The 18890-nt window shown below is 46.6% G+C and carries 18 protein-coding genes and 3 riboswitches; of the genes, 10 read left to right on the top strand and 8 right to left on the bottom strand.

Annotation, left to right across the window (positions count from 1 at the left end; all coding sequences use genetic code 11):
• Positions 1-18: 18 nt before the first annotated feature.
• Both metE and AC2CGA_RS04380 read right to left on the bottom strand, forming a co-directional pair.
• Complete coding sequence (gene metE / locus AC2CGA_RS04385) at positions 19-2307, bottom strand: 5-methyltetrahydropteroyltriglutamate--homocysteine S-methyltransferase (RefSeq protein ID WP_404218925.1); 2289 nt, start codon at positions 2305-2307, stop codon at positions 19-21.
• Between the two features lie 83 nt (positions 2308-2390).
• Positions 2391-2545: riboswitch (SAM riboswitch) on the bottom strand.
• Positions 2546-2684: 139 nt separating this feature from the next.
• A complete protein-coding gene (locus AC2CGA_RS04380; protein ID WP_014304883.1) occupies positions 2685-3644 on the bottom strand; it encodes a S8 family peptidase in 960 nt (319 codons plus the stop codon).
• A 219-nt stretch (positions 3645-3863) separates the two neighbouring features.
• On the opposite strand from AC2CGA_RS04380, the gene AC2CGA_RS04375 reads away from it, so the two are divergent.
• Positions 3864-4697, top strand: a complete 834-nt coding sequence (locus AC2CGA_RS04375) for an STAS domain-containing protein (RefSeq protein WP_003154749.1) — start codon at positions 3864-3866, stop codon at positions 4695-4697.
• Between the two features lie 45 nt (positions 4698-4742).
• Here AC2CGA_RS04375 and AC2CGA_RS04370 read toward each other — a convergent pair whose 3' ends face one another.
• The 3 genes from AC2CGA_RS04370 to AC2CGA_RS04360 are packed head-to-tail and all read right to left on the bottom strand — an operon-like array spanning position 4743 to position 7702.
• The gene (locus AC2CGA_RS04370; RefSeq protein WP_003154747.1) at positions 4743-5504 is read right to left on the bottom strand and encodes an energy-coupling factor transporter transmembrane component T family protein; all 762 of its coding nucleotides are present in this window, start codon (positions 5502-5504) and stop codon (positions 4743-4745) included.
• Positions 5479-7116, bottom strand: a complete 1638-nt coding sequence (locus AC2CGA_RS04365) for an ABC transporter ATP-binding protein (RefSeq protein ID WP_139885237.1) — start codon at positions 7114-7116, stop codon at positions 5479-5481. Before AC2CGA_RS04365 ends, AC2CGA_RS04370 begins: the two co-directional genes overlap by 26 nt.
• Complete coding sequence (locus AC2CGA_RS04360; protein ID WP_003154744.1) at positions 7103-7702, bottom strand: ECF transporter S component; 600 nt, start codon at positions 7700-7702, stop codon at positions 7103-7105. Before AC2CGA_RS04360 ends, AC2CGA_RS04365 begins: the two co-directional genes overlap by 14 nt.
• Positions 7703-7883: 181 nt before the next feature.
• A riboswitch (TPP riboswitch) is annotated at positions 7884-7997 on the bottom strand.
• Positions 7998-8145: 148 nt separating this feature from the next.
• On the opposite strand from AC2CGA_RS04360, the gene AC2CGA_RS04355 reads away from it, so the two are divergent.
• The 3 genes from AC2CGA_RS04355 to mgtE all read left to right on the top strand — a co-directional run bounded on the left by AC2CGA_RS04355 (position 8146) and on the right by mgtE (position 11498).
• Positions 8146-9408 carry a glycoside hydrolase family 18 protein gene (locus AC2CGA_RS04355; protein WP_043867029.1) on the top strand — a complete coding sequence of 421 codons (1263 nt, stop codon included), beginning with the start codon at positions 8146-8148 and terminating at the stop codon, positions 9406-9408.
• A gap of 90 nt (positions 9409-9498) precedes the next feature.
• On the top strand, positions 9499-9636 hold the full coding sequence (locus AC2CGA_RS04350) for a transcriptional regulator SplA domain-containing protein (RefSeq protein WP_003154740.1): 138 nt from the start codon (positions 9499-9501) through the stop codon (positions 9634-9636).
• A gap of 106 nt (positions 9637-9742) precedes the next feature.
• Positions 9743-9908, top strand: a riboswitch (M-box (ykoK) riboswitch).
• 234 nt (positions 9909-10142) lie between these two features.
• The gene (gene mgtE / locus AC2CGA_RS04345; protein WP_003154736.1) at positions 10143-11498 is read left to right on the top strand and encodes a magnesium transporter; all 1356 of its coding nucleotides are present in this window, start codon (positions 10143-10145) and stop codon (positions 11496-11498) included.
• A gap of 35 nt (positions 11499-11533) precedes the next feature.
• On the opposite strand, the gene AC2CGA_RS04340 is transcribed toward mgtE, so the two are convergent.
• On the bottom strand, positions 11534-11866 hold the full coding sequence (locus tag AC2CGA_RS04340; RefSeq protein WP_003154734.1) for a MerR family transcriptional regulator: 333 nt from the start codon (positions 11864-11866) through the stop codon (positions 11534-11536).
• 194 nt (positions 11867-12060) lie between these two features.
• Here AC2CGA_RS04340 and AC2CGA_RS04335 point away from each other — a divergent pair, with 194 nt between their 5' ends.
• From AC2CGA_RS04335 to AC2CGA_RS04320, 4 genes are all read left to right on the top strand, one after another.
• Positions 12061-12216, top strand: coding sequence for a hypothetical protein (locus tag AC2CGA_RS04335; RefSeq protein WP_003154733.1), 156 nt, complete (start codon positions 12061-12063; stop codon positions 12214-12216).
• A gap of 88 nt (positions 12217-12304) precedes the next feature.
• Positions 12305-12487 (top strand): Fur-regulated basic protein FbpA, encoded by a 183-nt coding sequence (gene fbpA, locus AC2CGA_RS04330; protein WP_003154731.1) that lies wholly within the window; start codon positions 12305-12307, stop codon positions 12485-12487.
• A gap of 142 nt (positions 12488-12629) precedes the next feature.
• Entirely contained in the window at positions 12630-13094 is a 465-nt protein-coding gene (locus AC2CGA_RS04325) for a MarR family winged helix-turn-helix transcriptional regulator (protein WP_007610911.1), read from the top strand.
• A 178-nt stretch (positions 13095-13272) separates the two neighbouring features.
• On the top strand, positions 13273-13827 hold the full coding sequence (locus tag AC2CGA_RS04320; RefSeq protein ID WP_003154727.1) for a YkoP family protein: 555 nt from the start codon (positions 13273-13275) through the stop codon (positions 13825-13827).
• A gap of 9 nt (positions 13828-13836) precedes the next feature.
• Here AC2CGA_RS04320 and AC2CGA_RS04315 read toward each other — a convergent pair whose 3' ends face one another.
• Positions 13837-15672 (bottom strand): DNA ligase D, encoded by a 1836-nt coding sequence (locus AC2CGA_RS04315; protein WP_484480133.1) that lies wholly within the window; start codon positions 15670-15672, stop codon positions 13837-13839.
• 2 nt (positions 15673-15674) lie between these two features.
• The gene (gene ku / locus AC2CGA_RS04310) at positions 15675-16556 is read right to left on the bottom strand and encodes a non-homologous end joining protein Ku (RefSeq protein ID WP_003154722.1); all 882 of its coding nucleotides are present in this window, start codon (positions 16554-16556) and stop codon (positions 15675-15677) included.
• 544 nt (positions 16557-17100) lie between these two features.
• Here ku and AC2CGA_RS04305 point away from each other — a divergent pair.
• A complete protein-coding gene (locus AC2CGA_RS04305; protein ID WP_371745798.1) occupies positions 17101-17736 on the top strand; it encodes a DedA family protein in 636 nt (211 codons plus the stop codon).
• Positions 17737-17982: 246 nt separating this feature from the next.
• Positions 17983-18765, top strand: coding sequence for a TerC family protein (locus AC2CGA_RS04300; RefSeq protein WP_044053143.1), 783 nt, complete (start codon positions 17983-17985; stop codon positions 18763-18765).
• Positions 18766-18890: the final 125 nt, after the last annotated feature.

The following is an 18890-nucleotide window of genomic DNA, read 5'->3' as shown; positions in this document are numbered from 1 at the left end:
TACGGATGGCTGTTTTCATTATACAAGCTGAGCTTGTTTTTTTCGTGCCTGTTTCGCGGCGTCGACCATATTTTTTAATGCCGCAACGGTTTCTTCCTGCTGTCTTGTTTTCAGTCCGCAGTCCGGGTTTACCCAGAAGCGGTCAGTCGGACACACCTCAAGCGCGTCATCAATAATTTGATAGATTTCTTCAGTTGCCGGCACACGCGGGCTGTGAATGTCGTATACACCGAGTCCGAGGCCTTTCACGTAAGGATGTTCTTTCAGGTACTCTAAAAATCCTCCGTGGCTTCTGCTGTGTTCGATTGTAATGACATCCGCGTCAAGATCATTGATCGTATCTACGATATCTTCAAAGTTGCTGTAACACATATGCGTATGAATCTGCGTCTCATTTTGCACAGAAGACGTCGTTAACCGGAATGCTTCTGCGGCCCAAGTTAAATATTCATCCCAATCCTGCGTTTTTAACGGCAGTCCTTCGCGGAGCGCGGGTTCATCCACTTGGATAATCTGAATACCGGCATCTTCAAGCGCTTTTACTTCTTTTCTGAGGGCAAGCCCGATCTGGAAGGCGATTTCTTTTCTTGAAATATCCACACGCGGGAATGACCAGTTTAAGATGGTGACAGGTCCCGTCAGCATGCCTTTCATGTGTTTTTCCGTCAGCGATTGGGCGTAGACCGTATCTTTTACCGTCATCGGTTCGATAAATTCGACATCTCCGAAAATGACAGGCGGACGTACGCAGCGTGAACCGTAAGACTGGACCCATGCATATTTCGTAAAGGCGAATCCGGCCAGCTTTTCACCGAAGTATTCCACCATGTCCGTCCGCTCAAATTCTCCGTGAACGAGCACGTCTAAGCCGATTTCTTCCTGAATGTCAACCCAGCGCTTCGTTTCCGCATTAATAAAGGCTTGGTACTGTTCATCCGTCCAATCTTTTTTCCGCCATTTTTGCCGTGCGCTCCGCACCTCGGCAGATTGAGGGAAGCTTCCGATTGTCGTCGTCGGCAGAAGGGGAAGACCGAGTGATTCATTCTGCAGCGCCAATCGTTCTTCAAAGCTTGCCGGACGGGAGAAATCTTTTTCCGTCAGCTGATTCAGCTCTTCTTTTTGAGCGGAGTTCGCTCCGGTTGCGAATGCTTTTAAAGCCTTAAGTGCCGCTTTTGATTCTTCGATCTGCTCACTGACGGCCGCTTTGCCGGACAGAAGCCCTTCTTTTAAGACGCCGAGTTCCGCCAGTTTTTCTTTAGCGTATGACAGGCCGTTCAGCAAATCCTTTTCAAGATGCTCGTCAGGGTGTTTCGCCACCGGCACGTGCAGAAGGCTGCTTGAAGGCTGAATCCATAACTCCTCAACATCAGCGTGGCTGAGGATATCCAAAGCCGCATCAAGGCGTTCTTCAACATCGATTTTCCAAATGTTCCGGCCGTCGACCACACCGGCTGCCAGCACTTTATCTTTCGGGAAGCCGTGCTTTTTCAATTGCTCAAGGTTTCTGCCTTTATCATGCACGAAATCAAGTCCGATTCCCTGTACGGGATAAGAAACGAGTTCTTCATATGCATCAACTGAATCAAAGTATGTCTGCAGGAGGACATTCAGTCCTGAAAGCTCTTTTGTAATAGATTCATAGAGGTCTTTTGCGGCGCGGACATCTTCAGAAGAAGCTGTCACAAGGGCAGGCTCATCAATCTGAACCCATTTGACGCCTTCTGCTTCAAGCTCTTTCAGCAGCTGCATATAAAGAGGAACAAGGCGTTTTTGAATCGCTTTCGCTTCTGATTCTTCGTATCCTTTCGCAAGCGTGACGAATGTATACGGACCGACGATGACAGGTTTCGTTTCCGCTCCGAATTCTTCTTTGATCCGGCGGTAGTCGTCAAGCTGTTTGTTTCTCGTCAGACGGAATTCAATGCTTTCATCATATTCAGGAACGATGTAATGATAGTTGGTATTAAACCATTTTGTCATTTCACTGGAAACGGCGTCTTTTACACCGCGGGCAATCGCAAAGTATGTATCAACGGGATCCGTGATGCTGCGGAATCTTTCCGGAATCCAGTTAAAGCTGACGGCGGTATCAAGCACATGATCATAATGAGTGAAATCAGAGACCGGCACGATATCGATATGTTGGTCAAGCTGTGTTTTGACAGCTGATAAGAATAAGCCGTCAAGCTCTTTAAGAAACGTTTCTTTATCAGTGTTTCCTTTCCAATAAGCCTCAAGTGCTTTTTTCCATTCTCTGTTCAAGCCGATTCTCGGAAAACCGAGGTTCGAAGTTTTGATTGTTGTCATTAAGTCTCCTCCTTTAAGTGAGATGTAACAAAAAAGCCTCTTTCTCATGAGAGAAAGAGGCTTTAACTTCAAAATGCAAGCCTCTCTTATCTCTCAGATCACGTCTGATGGAATTAGCACCGTGCCTTATGAGACAATCGTCTCGGCGCAAAAATCACGCGCCCCATTTCACAATGGAATTACGGTCGGTTGCTGTTGGGGTCAAAAGGCCAATCCCTCGCCCAACTCTCGATAAGAGAAAGTATTTCAATTTTTTTGAAAAGTTACATCATTTGTTGGTTATCTTATCAGCTTATTCAGATCACTGTCAATAGAAAATCTCACAATTTAAAAATTGGTGATGTGACAAACTGATCAATCATTATACGAGAAAAATATCAGAAAGACAGCAGCTGTGCCTGTTCGGCTCTTTCCATCAGCACTTCAGGCGCGTCTAAATATAGAAATCCGTTCCCGGCCAATGTTTTGGCGATGTCCAAAGGAAGGGTCCGCCGCACGAGCTGGGCGTAGACTTCAGCCTCAGAAAGCGTCCGCTGAAACGCGTCCTGTTCAAGCCCTTTTATTAAGGCAAGCGCTCCGCTCACATGCGGGGCGGCCATTGAAGTGCCCGTCAGCTTCCCGTATTTATGGTTGGGAAGGGTGGAGAGAATATTTTCTCCCGGAGCCACCAGGTCAATCTCTTTATTGGCGTTTGAAAATTCAGACGATTTACGGGCGATTGAGACTGATCCGACTGCGATCACTTCGTTGTAAGCGGCCGGATACGACAGTTCCTCTGTACGCTCGTCTCCGTCGCCTTCGTTTCCTGCCGCGCAAACGACCAGAACACCGCTTTTTACCGCATTTGTGACCGCTTCTTTCAGTTCAGGCACATCGCTTGGCCCGCCGAGTGACATGGAAATAATGTCCGCCTTTTGTTCAACGGCGTAGTTGATGCCGTTAATAATCCATTCGTATTTGCCGCTGCCGTTTTTCCCGCCGAGAACTTTAACGATTAAAAGGCTTGCTTCCGGCGCGACACCCGAAATTCCGCCGTTTGAATCATTGGCTGCAATCGTTCCGGAAACGTGTGTCCCGTGTCCGTTGTAATCGGAAATCACGTCTTCTTTGCCTCCGTCATCATCGGTGAAGTTTTTCCCGCCGACAATCCGGTCTTTCAAATCAGGATGATTGATGTCGCAGCCTGTGTCAAGCACCGCGATTTTAATATCCTTGCCTTTAAACCCTTTTGCCCACAACTCTGGCGCCTTAATCACTTTAATCCCCTCAGGAAGCTCGTTCACATCCATGATCTGTTCATCCGTGACATAAGGAATCAAATGCATTTCACCATTCATAAAAAAGCCCTCCTTTTTTATGCTTGCGAGTGGATACAAGGGTGTTGCTACTATTTTATGGCAGAGCATGCCGGCCGGAAAGAGTCATTTGAAGCATTTTCATAAAAAAGGCGTAATCTATCGGACTAAAAAATTTCAAATAAATGGATAGTTTGACAGCTTTCATTTTCATTCATGACCCGCTGACGCTATAATTGGAAATGGGAAAGGAGAAGAGAGATGAAGATAAATGAAGCGTTATACAGCTATTTTTCAGAACAAGTGGATCAAATTGCGAAAGAGTGGATCGAAACGATGGAAGATTCGGATCCGAATTCGATTTATTCTTTGACAAATCCCGTCATCACAGAAGAACTGACGGAGCAGGATAAAGAATTTTACCGGCATATTAATAAAATGTATATCATGCCGGAAAAAGAATTTTTAGAAGAATTCGAGCGGTGGGTGATTGAGCTTGCGAAAGACCAGAAGCATCTGGATACTCCCGTCCAGTATGTGGTCCGTGAATTCATGAGAAACCGGAGACTATACATCAGTTATTATGATGCGTTTGCCGATAAACATGAATCTTCATTTGCCGAGGGAGAAAGGAAGAAATGGGAGAATTTAATTGCACAAGTATTTGATTTTACGATTTACACGTTTGTCGATCATGCTGAGCATAACTCAAAAATGCAGCTGAATGCGCAAAGAGAAATGATTTTGGAGTTAAGCTCGCCGGTTATCACGCTGAGCAAACGGACGGCGCTGCTGCCGCTTGTCGGCGATATTGACACGGAGCGCGCCAAATTCATTCTTGAAAATACGCTGAGCACATGTGCAAAACGGCTGATTGAACATCTGTTAATTGACCTGTCGGGTGTAGTGGTTGTCGATACGATGGTGGCGCATCAGATTTTTAAATTAATTGAGGCGCTGAAATTGATCGGCGTCACGTCCACTTTATCCGGAATCAGGCCGGAAATTGCTCAAACCGCCGTACAGCTCGGCATTAATTTCTCAGAGATTACGGTCAAGTCCAATCTCGCTCAGGCTCTCAATTATCATCAATAACATACATAACAAAACAGGCTGCCGAATCACTCCGGCGGCCTGTTTTTATACAAACAACAATGAAATGAGCCAGCTTGTGCCGAATAACAGAAGCACGAGCAGGAAAAAGCACCAGTCGGCGCGGCGCACAGTAACAGTTCTGTAAAACGTGCGGTTTCGGCTCCCAGTAAAGCCTTTAGATTCCATCGCGATGGCCGTGCGTTCCGCCTTTCTGATTGCGCCTGCCAATAGCGGAATGGTGAAGCGCCTGAAGGCGGAGAGCTTTCCTTTCAGCCCGGAATCAGACGCCGCACCCCTGATTCTGTGCGCCTGCCGGATGATCAGGATTTCATCTTTCAGAAGAGGGAGAAACCGGAATCCCGCGATAACGCCGTATGCAAGCTTGGGCGGCAGCTTACACTGCTGAATCAGACTGAGCATGAACAGAATCGGATCGGTTGTGAAAAGAAACATCATCGACAAAGCGGAAAAACATAAAATACGAAACGCGATAGAAATCCCGAGCGCCGCGTTATCACTGTTGACGGCAATCGGCCCGAGCTTAAACAGCAGATTGCTCCCGGTTGTCGGGACGTTTCCGAATACGGCGGCTGTCCATAAAGAACCGAAGGCCAGAATGACAAACGGAATCGTGAACAGCAGCCATTTTTTCAGCGGCACACGCCCCGCCGAGAGGACGCCTCCCGCAATGATGATATAAAACAAAGCAGGGGTGTACGGATTATAAATAAATGACAGCATAATGACGCATAACAATACAGCCGCCGCCTTTATTGACGGGTTAACAGCCTCCAGCCGCAAGTTCATTTCTCCGCCTCCTGTCGTGTTTCATCCATTCATACCGCAGGGGCAAAGCTAAATGCGCCCGCTCCGCGATTCCGATATGATCAGAAAACAATGAGTCGGGCGTTCCGCGGTACACCAGCTTCGTGCCGCAGAGCACAAGGATCGTGTCGGCATAATCCGAGACGAGTTCCATATCGTGTGTCACCATCAAAACAGCCGTTCCTTCCTTTTGAATCTCACGGAGCATTTGCATACACTCCCGCGCCGTTTTGGCATCCTGTCCGAAAGTCGGTTCATCAAGCATCAAAACGTTCACATTGTGCATAAGCATCGTCGCGACGCTGAGCCTGCGTTTTTGTCCTTGGCTTAAAGAAAACGGATGCTGTGAGGCATGGCGTCTCATGCCGAATCGGGTTAACAGCTGAAGAGCTTTCTCCTTTGCGGCTCTGTTGCTTTCAAAACCGAACATCAGCTCTTGAATGACGGAATCTGTGACAAACTGGTGTTCAGGATTCTGGAAAACATATCCGATCTGTCGCCGCAGCTCTTTTTCAGAATAGGAATCAATCGGTCTGCCGTCTATTTTGATGTCTCCGCCCAGCGGACGGATGAGCTTGGCCGCGGCAGAAAGGAGCGTGGATTTTCCTGTTCCGTTAGGGCCGGCAATCGCGGTGATTGATCCTTTTTTTACGGAAAAGCTCACATCCTGAAAAATGACGTCTGCTCCTCTTGAGAATGACAGCTCGTGAACGCTCAGCGCGTCTTCTGCCGAAAGCGCGGCGGGCCGGGGTTCGGGCAGAGATGGCACAGGTTCGTGAAACAGATTTTCTTTACACAATGTAAAAGGAATGCTGACGTGCTCCTGCAATGAGATCACACGCGGAATCGGAATGCCGAGCTGCATCAGCTCTTCAATCTTTGTTTCAAAGATAACATCCGTCTCTCCGTCCATCACCTTCTGACCTGTTTCGTCAAGGACAATCGTCCTGTCCATCCACGGCGCCCAGTGATCAAGCTGATGTTCGATAACGAGAAGGCCGAAGCCTTTTTTTGCTTGAAGATCTTTGATCAGCCGCACTAATTCACGTGCCGAATATGGATCAAGCTGTGCCGTCGGTTCGTCCAAAATAATGAGTTCCGGTTCCATCGCAATGATACAGGCAAGCGCCACTTTTTGTTTTGAACCGCCTGACAGCGAAGCGATCGTTCGCGTTTTCAGATGAGTGATCTCTAATTTTTCTAAAACGTCATCGATGATTGCGTCCATATCTTCTTTTGTATATTGCAAATTTTCCAGGCCGAAGGCGATTTCATCTTCAACCGTCAGCATGCAAAACTGCTGGTCCGGATCTTGAAACACGACGCCGATGGATCTGGCGGCGGGTTCTGTCAGGTGTGAAAGAGGTGTTCCGTATAAAGAAACGGTTCCCGATTGAACCCCATCGCATGCTTCCGGGTACAGACCGTTTAAACAGAGAGCGAGCGAGCTTTTGCCGCATCCGCTCGGCCCGAGCAATAAAGCCCGCTCTCCTTTGCGGAGCTGAAAGGACACGTTTTGAAAAATCGGCTTTTCATCCTGATCATAAGAAAAGGTAAGACGGCCGGCGGATAGAAGGGGTTCAGATGCCTGCATCTTGGTTCACCTGTTTCTTTTTCTTCTTGAATTGTTTTCCGAGCGCCATGCCGTTCAGCACTCCTGTGTAAGCCAGCGCATCACTGATTGCTTTGCCGAGAAGGCCGGCAAGAAGCGCACCTGAGACCAGACGGATGAGAAGCATGACGGCTAATAAACCCGGATTCAAAACAGAGTATCCGGAAACGAACAAGTCATAAATGAAGCTTGTCACAGAAGACCCCATACCGGATAAAAGAAGCACGGGCAGGGTATACACCCGCCAGCGTGTCGCTAAAAAGACCGCTTCCGCACCGATTCCCTGTGCGATCCCGATCAGAATCACCATCGGTCCTGACGGATTTCCGAGTAAGCACTCCACAAACGCGGCGATGATTTCAGAAACGAGAGCCGCTCCCGGTTTTTGAATAATGTACGCGGCAATCACCGAGACGATAAACCAGATACCGTAAATCGGTTCGTAGCTCATCCGGCCGAAAAATCCTGCCGCTATATTACTTGCATGAGTTGATACTAAATAAATGACAGCAAATACAACACTGATGACGGACATGACGACAATTTCTCTCATTTTCCAATTTTTCATTGTGATCTCCTGCTTTCTTATCGATAGTCGTATGTATGAAAGAGTTGATTTTACGAAAGACGATTGATCGTAAGTTTCATATTGCGGTGTCCTCCCCCGTTTTTTAATGAAAAATAAAAAACTGCATATCCGAGGGAATATGCAGCAGCAGAACGAAAACGCATGGGGAAAAAACCTGCGCTCCGGTCAATCTGCACTTCCCCACGCTGGTATTATCCAGATCGGGTTATAAGGGATCAAAACACGCCTGCCGCATGTTTTATCTCAGCCGATAACAGCACCCCTAGTGCGTTTCCTATACAGTTTTTTATGATGACATCATCATAGTTGATCATGTCTGATTTGTAAACAGCCTTTCTCCGAACAGAGTTTGGAATCGGACCGGAAGATCATTCATAAAGATAAGAAGAGCCCTTTTGATCAAAAGGAAACGGAGGACATCTATGTTTGTTCATACAGTGCAGTCTGGCGACTCGTTATTTTCCATCAGCAGAAAGTACGGATACCCTGTTGACAGCATCAGAAGCGTCAACGGGCTTGAGGAAACGAATATCGTTCCGGGGCAGGCGCTTTTAATCCCTCTTAATGAATATACGGTTCAGCCGAATGATACGTATGCCGTTATCGCAGGTAAGGCTTATGTGCCGCAGATGCAGCTGATGCAGGCAAACCCGGATATTCCGCCGAACCGGCTGCGGACGGGTATGAAAGTGAAGATCCCTGATATCTCTAACTATCTTGCGGGAACCCTGCAATTTTATGTCATTCGGACGCCTGAAGCGGATAGAGAGCTGATTAATGATTTTGCGCCGTATTCTTCGGCGATTTCTTTGTTTGAATATCATTTCGGCCCGAATGGAGATATCATAAACGATTTAAACGACAGAACCGCAATAGAAACCACATGGCAGAACAGAGTGCGCCCGCTTGCCGTCATTACGAATCTGACAGAAGGGGGATTCAGTCCGGAATTAGCCCATCAAGTGCTGCAGAATCCGGCGGCAAGAACGAATCTCGTCAACAATATCGTCTCCTTAACGGTAAGAAAGGGATACGGCGGTGTAAATATCGATTTTGAACGGGTCAGAGAAGCTGACAGGGATCTCTTCACAGGATTTCTCCGGCAGTTAAAAACCCGGCTTTCAGAGCATCAGCTCGCGTTAACGATATCGGTTCCGGCGAAAACAAGTGATGCAGTGCCGTGGCTGAGGGGATATGATTACGGCGGAATCGGAGCCGTCGTCGATTATATGTTCATTATGGCGTACGACTGGCACCACGCCGGCAGTGAGCCGGGACCCGTGGCGCCTTTAACAGAGGTCAGGCAAACGATCAATTTTGCCATCAGCAGGGTGCCGAGAAGAAAAGTGATTCTCGGTGTTCCGCTGTACGGGTATGATTGGGTGATTCCGTACCGTCCCGGAACGATCGGATCTGCCATCTCCAATCAGCGCGCCATGGAAACGGCGATGAAGCATCAATCAATGATCCGTTATTCCCAGCAGGAGCGTTCCCCGTACTTCCGGTATACTGATGAAAATGGAAGAACGCATGAAGTGTGGTTTGAGGATGTGCGGAGCATGAGTGAAAAAATGGTTCTCGTTCGGGAGTTCGGACTGCAGGCGATCGGCGCGTGGCAATTAACGCTCGGTTTCAAACCGGGCCCGTGGCTGCTTAGGAACTTTTTTACGATCCGAAAAATATAGCTGCATGTCCCTCTCCGTAAGTGATTTTTTCTTTCCTATGATAACGGAGCTTCTTTTGGACAATCTAAAATTGAGAAGGAGGTCTGTCATATGAAGAAAAGGGAAGAGCAGTATATCAACGAGGCTGAGTATGTACCGCACCCGACAAAAGAAGGGGAATACGCGCTCATGCTGCATGAATCCTATCATTTCCTTTCAGAAGAGGATGAAAGCGATTTGCCGGAATAAAGGCTTTATGCCTTTATTCCGTTTATTTTATAGGCATGTGCTGAAATCACAAATTTAAGGTTGACACATTCCTTTTTTTTCTGTAATCTCAGTGTGTCAATTCAAATAAGAACTTCGTTAGGTGAGGCTCCTGTATGGAGATACGCTGCTGCCCAAAAATGTCCAAAGACGCCAATGGGTCAACAGGAATCATCGACATAAGGTGATTCTTAACGCAGCTGGATGGCTGTCCTATGCCATACAGTGCTAAAGCTCTACGATTGGAGGCCCCGCACGTTTATTTGCCGTGCTTGTTTTCGCCTTCATATCGGAAGGTTTTTTTTATGCCTCAAAACGTACACGACTGAGCATGATAAGGAGGTGCGGAGTATGGATTCTCCCCATTCGAGTATGTCAGAAGAAGTACCCATATACAGCCAGATAACCAGTGACGACATGATGAGGAGACAAACCGCCGCACTTCCCTTGACGGACGGCGCGTCTCCGTAAAGGAGGTACGAGTCCCGATGGTCCAAAACATGACCTATGACGAACTCATATTACGCATTATCATTTTATTGCGGGACGGAAAAATAAAAGAATTCCGAAACATGATAGATGAGCTTCAGCCCTATGACATGGCATTTTTATTTAAAGAAATGCCGGAAAAGCACAGGGCCCGCTATCTGTCATATATGACGGTTGATGACATCACCGACATGATCGGAGAGCTGGAGCGGGAATTTCAGCTTGCCGTTTTGCATAAAGTCGGTAAAACGAAAGCCACTCTCGCAATGAATAAAATGGATAACGACGATCTCGCCGCATTGCTGGAAGAGATGGATGAAGAACTGAAAGAACAGCTTTTATCCAGCATGGAGGCCGAGGAATCAAAGGCCGTACAGCTTTTGATGAACTATCCGCTAGAATCGGCGGGCCGGATGATGACGAACCGCTTCGTCTGGATTCCGCAGCATTATACAGTAAAAGATGCGGTCGTGAAGCTGAAAAGCTTTGCAGAAATCGCAGAATCAATAAATTATTTGTACGTGATTAATGACAGCAAGCAGCTTGTCGGAGTGCTCTCTTACAGAGATTTAATTCTCGGCGAGCCTGACGATAAAGTGCAGGATCTCATGTTTACGCGTGTCATCTCGGCCGGGGTGCTCCAAGACCAGGAAGAAGTCGCCCGGCTGATCCAGCGGTATGACTTTTTAGCCATTCCCATCGTGGAAGAAAATAATGTGCTTGTCGGTATTGTCACTGTCGATGATATTATTGACGTCGTGATTAAAGAAGCCGATGAAGATTACGAAAAATTCGCAGCCTCCGGTAAGGCGATTACATTTGATACGAAAGCATACGTGGCGGCGTACCGCCGTTTGCCGTGGCTCATTCTGCTTTTGTTTATCGGATTGATTTCCGGAAGCATTCTGAATTATTTTGAAGATACATTGCAAAAAGTAGTCGCCCTCGCGTTTTTCATGCCGATGATCGCGGGAACGACGGGTAATACAGGCACACAGTCACTCGCCGTCGTCATCAGAGGACTGGCTAAAGAAGAAATGAATAAAAAAACCATCTTTAAACTGATTTTCCGTGAATTAAGAACCGGTATCTACATCGGCATCGTCTGTGCGATCGCGATTACGATCGTCGCAACCGTCTGGCAGAAAGACTTAACGCTCGGTTTTGTCGTCGGTTCATCGCTGCTTGCAACGTTGATTATCGGTACGATGGCCGGAACGATCGTCCCTATTATTCTTCATAAACTGAACATTGACCCGGCGATTGCGTCAGGACCGCTGATTACGACGCTGAACGATATTTTGTCCTTATTAATTTATTTCGGCATTGCAACTGCATTTCTTCATGCTTTATAAAAAAAGTCCGTCTCACAGGAGGCGGACTTTTTTGATCAGCGGTTTTTATACTTAAAATGAGCATTAAGCTGTCCTTCCAGCATTTTTTTGCGGAGCTGCGGGTCGTTTTTGAGAGCCTGTTCTTTTTTTCGCATGTCTTTTAAAATCTCAGCCGTCTGCACGCCGTCTTCCCGCTTGTTGGCAATATCCATCAGCCGCTCAACGTCCGCGAAGGAATACTTTCTCGTTCCCCGTGATGATCGCTGCGGGTAGATTAATTTCCGTTCTTCATAGTATCTGATCTGTCTGACTGACAATCCGGTTAATTCGCTTACAATGCCGATCGAGATTACTTTTTTATCTTTGTAAGATTGTTCGTCTGTCGTCATTTTTCCACCCCTGGATGTCTTTTACTCATATTATATAAGAAAAAAAGAGAAAAAACCTGATGCTTGTCAGGTTTTCTGACGCGGAATAGAAAATTTTAGAAAAAAAGCGGCAGAAAAATTGACAAGGTTAATGCATGGTTCTGTGCCCCCGTTTTATGCTTATTGTACAGATACAATGAGGAGGAAGGATAGGAATGGAGAAAGAAAAAGCGGTTTCGCTGGCAAAAGAAATCATTGAATTAGATATGAAACGCGATGAAATGCTGGAGGCGTTCATGCAGCTTGCCGGGGAACACGCTTTTCCGCTGCTCAGAGCCGTCCAGAACGGTCTTTACCGAAAAACATCATAATCTACAGAAGTTTTACAATGGCTTTATACGTCTTTGATATAAAAGCGTTATTCTGATCATAGAATAACGGAAAACAAAGGAGGCCGTCATGAGTCGTTTGCTTCAAAATGCATTGGATAAAGAGAGAAACCATTATTCCAAAAAGCTTCTGCAGATCGGAGTCTATACGAAAGAAATACTCAATTCCATGACAATTACGGAGCTGAGAAAGGAATACGCGTATTTTTTTCGGAACATTCCCTATAAAGAACGGAACCCTTATACAAATTAAATGATGTATAAGGGTATTTTTTTATATAAAAAAGAAGGAATTCTGAAAAACGGCACGAATAGAATATAAAACAAAGAACGACTCTTATGAATTGTAAGGGTTTACATTATTTTTTTATAAAAATCTTAAATACGGGGTAGATATGATGAGATTATCATTTAACGAAGAAGAAGTGATGCGTTCGATGAATTTGTACAAAGTTTTTGCAAGGGCTTTCAAGAGTGTGTCTGAACACAGCATCCGCGACAGTAAAGAACACGGTTTTAATCCGACTGAATTTGCCGTTTTGGAGCTGCTCTATACGAGAGGACCGCAAAAGCTTCAGCAAATCGGGTCGCGTCTTTTGCTTGTCAGCGGGAATGTCACCTATGTCATCGACAAGCTTGAAAGAAACGGGTTTTTGGTCAGAGAACAAGACCCGAAGGACAAACGGTCTGTTTACGCCCATTTAACTGATAAAGGAAACGAGTATTTGGATAAAATTTATCCGATTCATTCATTGAGAATTGCGAGAGCGTTTTCAGGACTTATGCCTGAGGAACAGGAACAGCTGATAGCCTTACTGAAAAAAGCAGGAATTCACAGCCAGCATTTGCTTTTCCGTTAAAAGAAAGCGGATACAGACACTCTTCTTCATGAAGAGTGTTTTTTTCTGTTTCGGACAGTAGAGCCTGAAGCGGTTTTTGCATAAGCTGATACAGGGCTGCATCATTATTTACCAATCATAATGTGTCATGCCTCATGCCAAAATATGAGGGTGCTTTGAATATAAAGAAGGTGAACATGTGAGAAGCTGTCTGCTGTCTATATGGTACTTACTTGATCCGCTTTATTTCTTCTTTACCCGGCTGACGCTGATTGATAAACGGCAATCGAATGTATTCCGCGTCCGTTTGACTAGATATAAAGGAAAAGAAGTCATCCTGAGCGACGGAACCAGAATTAAAAAAAACGACGTGTTAGTTAAGATTCATCTTCATAATGTCAAACTCCTGAAAGAGCTGCAGCCTATTGAAAGCGCGGTCAGAAGGGGGATTATGCTATATCAGAAGGTATATCAATCCATGCCTCATTTAGCGGATTATATTAACCAGCATAAACGGAAAGACGAGATTAAGGGAGTCGTCGGCATTACAATGCTTCATAAAGGAGCGGCGAGACTCGGTTTTGATGTGATAAAACCGTCCAGCGGCTGCTACAGGCTGTTTAAGAAAGCGGCCCATCTTCCGATTTTATACTTTACTGCAAAACAGCTCACCCTCAAAAACATTCCTTACTCCTGCTATTTATTTATTTCCAAAGAAAAATTGATGTGCACGTATCAGACTGAAAAGAGCTGACCAAAAGCGTCAGCTCTTTCTCTTGATTTGCTCAAGCACGATTGAAAGCGGGCCGTCCTGCGCATTCCGGTAAAAATCATAAAACGGATCTCCCTCTGTCCTGACGCGGTTCACTACTGTATCGATCGTATAATCATCAGGTGTTAAAGAGGAGTTGACTTCGCTCCAATAAAGGGGAGCCGCAACCGTTCCCAATTCGTTGCCCCGGGTCGAATAGGGGGCGATAATGGTTTTCCCTTCGGCATGCTGCAAATAATCTAGGTAGAGCCTGCCGTTTCGGTTTTTGATAAACCGCTCTGTCGTAAAAAGATCCGGGCGCGTCCTGACGCAATAATCGGCGATGAGCATTGTGAACGCACGGGTTTCTTCATAGGTGAATGCTTCCGGTGAAAGCGGGATGTAAAGCTGAATGCCTTTATTTCCGGAGAGCTTCGGGAATGACGTCATGCTGAATGAGTCAAACAGCTGTTTCAGCACATGCGCAGCCTCCACTGCCATAGGAAAATCATTCCTTGACGGAGGATCAAGATCAATGACGATTTCTGCGGGCCTTTCAGAATGCACTGTCTGAAACGGAACGTGAAATTCAAGCGCCAGCTGATTAGCCAGCCATAGAAGTGACGGTACGCTGCTGCATACGATGTGCTCGTGGCTCCCGTCAAACACGCTTGTGACAAAGTCCGGCGTGTAGTCCGGTTTGTTTTTTTGAAAGAAAGATTCGCCAGGCGCGCCGTGCGGATAACGGATCACCGTGACGGCCCGATCTTTAAGAAAGGGCATCAGAAAATCGCTCATTTTCACCATATAACTAAGGAAATCTGCTTTCGTTTTTTCACGTTTTTTAAAAACGATCTTATCCAGGCTTGTGAACTGCAGCTTCGGCGGCAGCGTTTTAGAGCGGAGGATAAGCTGCTGATACGTGCATTCCGTCCAATCCATTTCAAACTGAAAGGACACAAAAGATACTTCACGCAGCGTGTCCTGCAATATGGTTAAATACTGCACGGTCATGCAGATAGAAGGCTCAAGTGTATACTCGCCGCTTTTTTGTTTTTTTCCGTGGGTCTCCATAATGGTTCTGACGGCGTTTTTTTCTTCCGCCTGCATGCCGTGGGAAACGGAAGCGATCGGGACGACGATGCCGTCTTTCAAAACAGAGGCCGTCACATACCCGTTCTTCGGATTGAATCCGGTTAATAGCACGTGAGCCGTTTTCATATGTTTATACTTCTGCCAGTCGGGAGAGCGTTTATTTTCCGCCCATCCGCTGGAAGCCCTTTTGGCTACGATACCTTCTCCGTCATGGCGGACGACCTTGTCCCAAAGCGCGTCAAAGTCAGTGTGCTCCGGAATGTATTGAATCGCTTCTTCCGCTAAGTGATGAGGGCAGGCGGGAAGATTTGCTTCTTTAAGCAGATTGGAAAGGGCGCGCTTCCGTTTCACATACGGTAATGAGACGGTGCCCGCGCCTTCCAGAACGAGGAGATCAAATGCCAGAAAGCGGCACGGCCGTCTATCAGCGGTGCTTTTAATTGCTTCGGTTCGTTTTAAACGTCCGCGGATTTGAAGATGCTCAAAGTCCGCTCTGTACGGATTGATTAAATAGACAAGCTCTCCGTCAAGCGTAATGGGGAACCTGTCTTTCATGTGCTGAAAACACCGGGCCGCAAAAGCCGTGATTTCCGGAAATTGATTCGTCAGCGTCTGTCCGTTTCTGCTGGTTAATGTAACGCCGTTTTCGTCTATGCGGAGAAGACAGCGGAATCCGTCATATTTTACCTCATAGCGCCACTCACTGCCTTCAGGCGGTACAGAGGTCAAAATCGGCTGCATCGTCAGCACCATGATTAAGACGTTCCGGCTTTTTGTCTGGTCGTCTTCTGCTTTTTGCCTCCGCCGCCAGCTGACGCTGTGTCTTTTGTCCGTGCCGGTGCAGCCTGTTCGCGATTCGGCCGCTTCGTCCGGTCAATGCTTGCCTGAAGCGCGCTGACAAGATCAATGACATCTTCTCGCGGGCCGGCAGGAGCAGGTGTCACGCCCGCTTCTTCATGTTCGAGCTTATCGTTAATTTTGGCGAGAAGGGCTTTCCGGTATGTGTCTTCGTATTGTTCCGGGTCAAACTCGGTTGTCAGCTCATTAATTAACGTGATCGCCGTCTGCAGCTCTTTTTCATTAACGGCTGTCTGCTCAGGAACGCCCGGCACATGTCCGGCATTTCTGACCTCATCCGGATAATGAATGGATTCCATCACGATGCAGTTGTCATACACGCGAAGAATCGCAAGCTGCTGTTTAGAGCGGATCGTAATGGAGGCAATCCCGATTTTACCCGTCGTCCTCAGCGCTTCCCGCAGAAGTGTATAGGCTTTTGTGCCGTTGTCTCCCGGCCCGACATAATATGACCGGTTAAAATAAATCGGATCGATTTCCTGCAGCTGGACAAAGTCAACAATCTCAACCGCTTTTTCTTCATGTTCCTGTTTTACGTCTTTCAAGTCTTCGTCTGTCATAATGACGTATTTCCCTTTTACATACTCATAGCCTTTCACGATTTCATCAGGCTCCAGACTCTTTTCACATCCGGTGCAGATTTTTTCGTATTTAATCGGCGCATGGTCTTCTTTATGAAGACTGCGGAATTTTATATCTTTATCTTCAGTGGCCGCAAAGAGCTTGACCGGGATATTGACGAGGCCGAAACTGATCGAACCCTTCCACATCGTGTGCATGAATAAAAACTCCTTTTTGTCTTTATTGTGGATAAACGGGTCCGTTCCATGTGTAGCAACTTATGGGTGATGCGGCGTTCATGGAGCGGCTGTTCTATTTCCTCATGCGGTAATGGCCGGCTGAAAAGGAAATCGCATGTGAATCGGTAAGTTCTTTAAATCGCTGAAGTCCCCGAAAATCATCAATGGTTGATCAAAAAAATTATACAGAATCATTCCCCGGGAAATGCCCACGCATTTCCATGTAGTGACCGAGAGAATTTCCCGCTCCCATAAAAACAGATTCGGCGATGGCAAAGATCCCGGCAAAACGCACTGCCCATATGAACTGAATTCCGGTCAGCCGCCGCTTACCGCGAAGGGTAACTTTTCCGGAGATCTTAAGTGATGTAACCGCCGCCAGAAGAGCAATCAGGAGAAAGGCGGGCCGATCTGAAACGACTCATATTTATAACGGGCATGTCTAAAAGATATTTCAGCCTCAAGGTTTTGTGTTAAAATCATTCTTAAGTTTCAGAATATAGACGTAAGCCGGGAGTGATAGATCATCGAAGATTTCATCATATCAATAATTGAAGCGTTTAAAAGCTTATCTTACGCCGGAATTTTTTTGGCGCTCAGTATAGAATTCATCCCGGCGGAAATTGTTCTTCCGCTTGCGGGCTATTGGGTCTCAAAAGGGGATATGACGCTTGCCGGAGCCGTGTTTGCCGGTTCGCTCGGCGGTGTTTCAGGTCCGCTTGTCTTATATGGGATCGGCAGGCTGGGCGGTCGGCCGTTTTTGCTGAAATATGGAAAGTACATATGGATAAAACCCGAATCCCTGCAGAAATCAGATGATTTCTTTCAGAAGCACGGAGGTTTGGTAGCGTTCAGCGGCCGTTTTATACCGGGGGTCAGGACGCTGATTTCTTTGCCGTGCGGCATTGCGAAGATGAATATCTGGGTGTTCTCTCTCTATACATATGCAGCGATGCTGCCGATTACATTTGCTTACGTATACCTCGGAATGAAACTCGGGGAAAATTGGAAAAGCGTCGGTTCCATTCTCGATCAATATATGCTGCCGCTCGGTATATTCATTGTGTTGCTTCTCGTTCTTTGGATGTTTTTGAAGAGAAGAAAACAGCGGGTCAAAACAGAAAAAATTTCTCAATTTGTTAAAAAAGTTAAGCGTTGACAAATGATGAAACAGGCTTTATCATGAGCGTATAAACAAATATTTCTTGAAATCCCAAAGGGGAGTAGCGTCCGGATATTCCGGAAACAAAGTCGTCAATTCATGGATCATATCCATCGGCTTTGTTGGCATGCCAATCATTCATGTCTAGCAAGACCTTTGCCTTATATCGGCAAAGGTCTTTTTTGCGTAAAAAAACCGCCGGTATAAGCTCGGATGATAGAAAAAAGAAACGGAGGGAATGGATTGGACTTTGCATTATTATTGGAGTATGGATGGGTTCTTCTCGTTTTAATCGGGCTGGAAGGGATTTTGGCGGCGGATAACGCGCTGGTGATGGCTGTGATGGTGAAGCATCTTCCTGAAAAACAAAGGAAGAAGGCTTTATTTTACGGATTGGCGGGCGCATTTATTTTGCGTTTCGGGTCGCTCTTCGCCATTTCATTTCTGGTGAATGTTTGGCAGGTCCAGGCCGTCGGCGCTTTATACCTGTTTTACATTGCGGTCAGCCATTTGCTGAAGCGGTATGTATTCAAAGATAACGCCGGGCAGAAAACGCAGAAAGAAAGCGGGTTTTGGCAGACTGTCTTGAAAGTGGAGCTCGCGGACATCGCTTTTGCCGTTGACTCCATTTTAGCGGCGGTCGCACTTGCCGTAACGCTTCCGGGAACACGGCTTCCTGCCATCGGCGGCCTGGACGGCGGTCAGTTTCTCGTTATTTTAGCCGGCGGCGTAATCGGTTTAATCATTATGCGTTTTGCGGCATCAATGTTCGTATCCTTACTGAAAACCAGGCCGGGCCTTGAAACGGCGGCATTTGTGATTGTCGGATGGGTAGGCGTGAAGCTCGCTCTTTATACGTTGGCCCATGAGGAACTCGGTATAATTCCGGCAGATGTCATCCATTCGGCGGCCTGGAAAATCATTTTCTGGGCGGTTCTGGCTGCCATTGCGGTTTGCGGATGGTTTATGTCAGGAGCAAAACAAACAGAGTCCGGCGCGGCATCGGAAAAAAGAGAACACGCGTAAAATGATCAAAAAGGGAGTCTGGCTTTTTAGAAAGCAGGTTCCCTTTTTTGTTTGAAGCGCTTACATTTAAGACATATGATAACAATTTTATAACAGCATTGTTACAAAAAACACAGAGAAAACCC

This window comes from Bacillus sp. SYZHCR11, from assembly GCF_057196865.1.
Note: the sequence above shows the minus strand (reverse complement) of the source record. Positions and strands in the feature narration are given on the sequence as shown.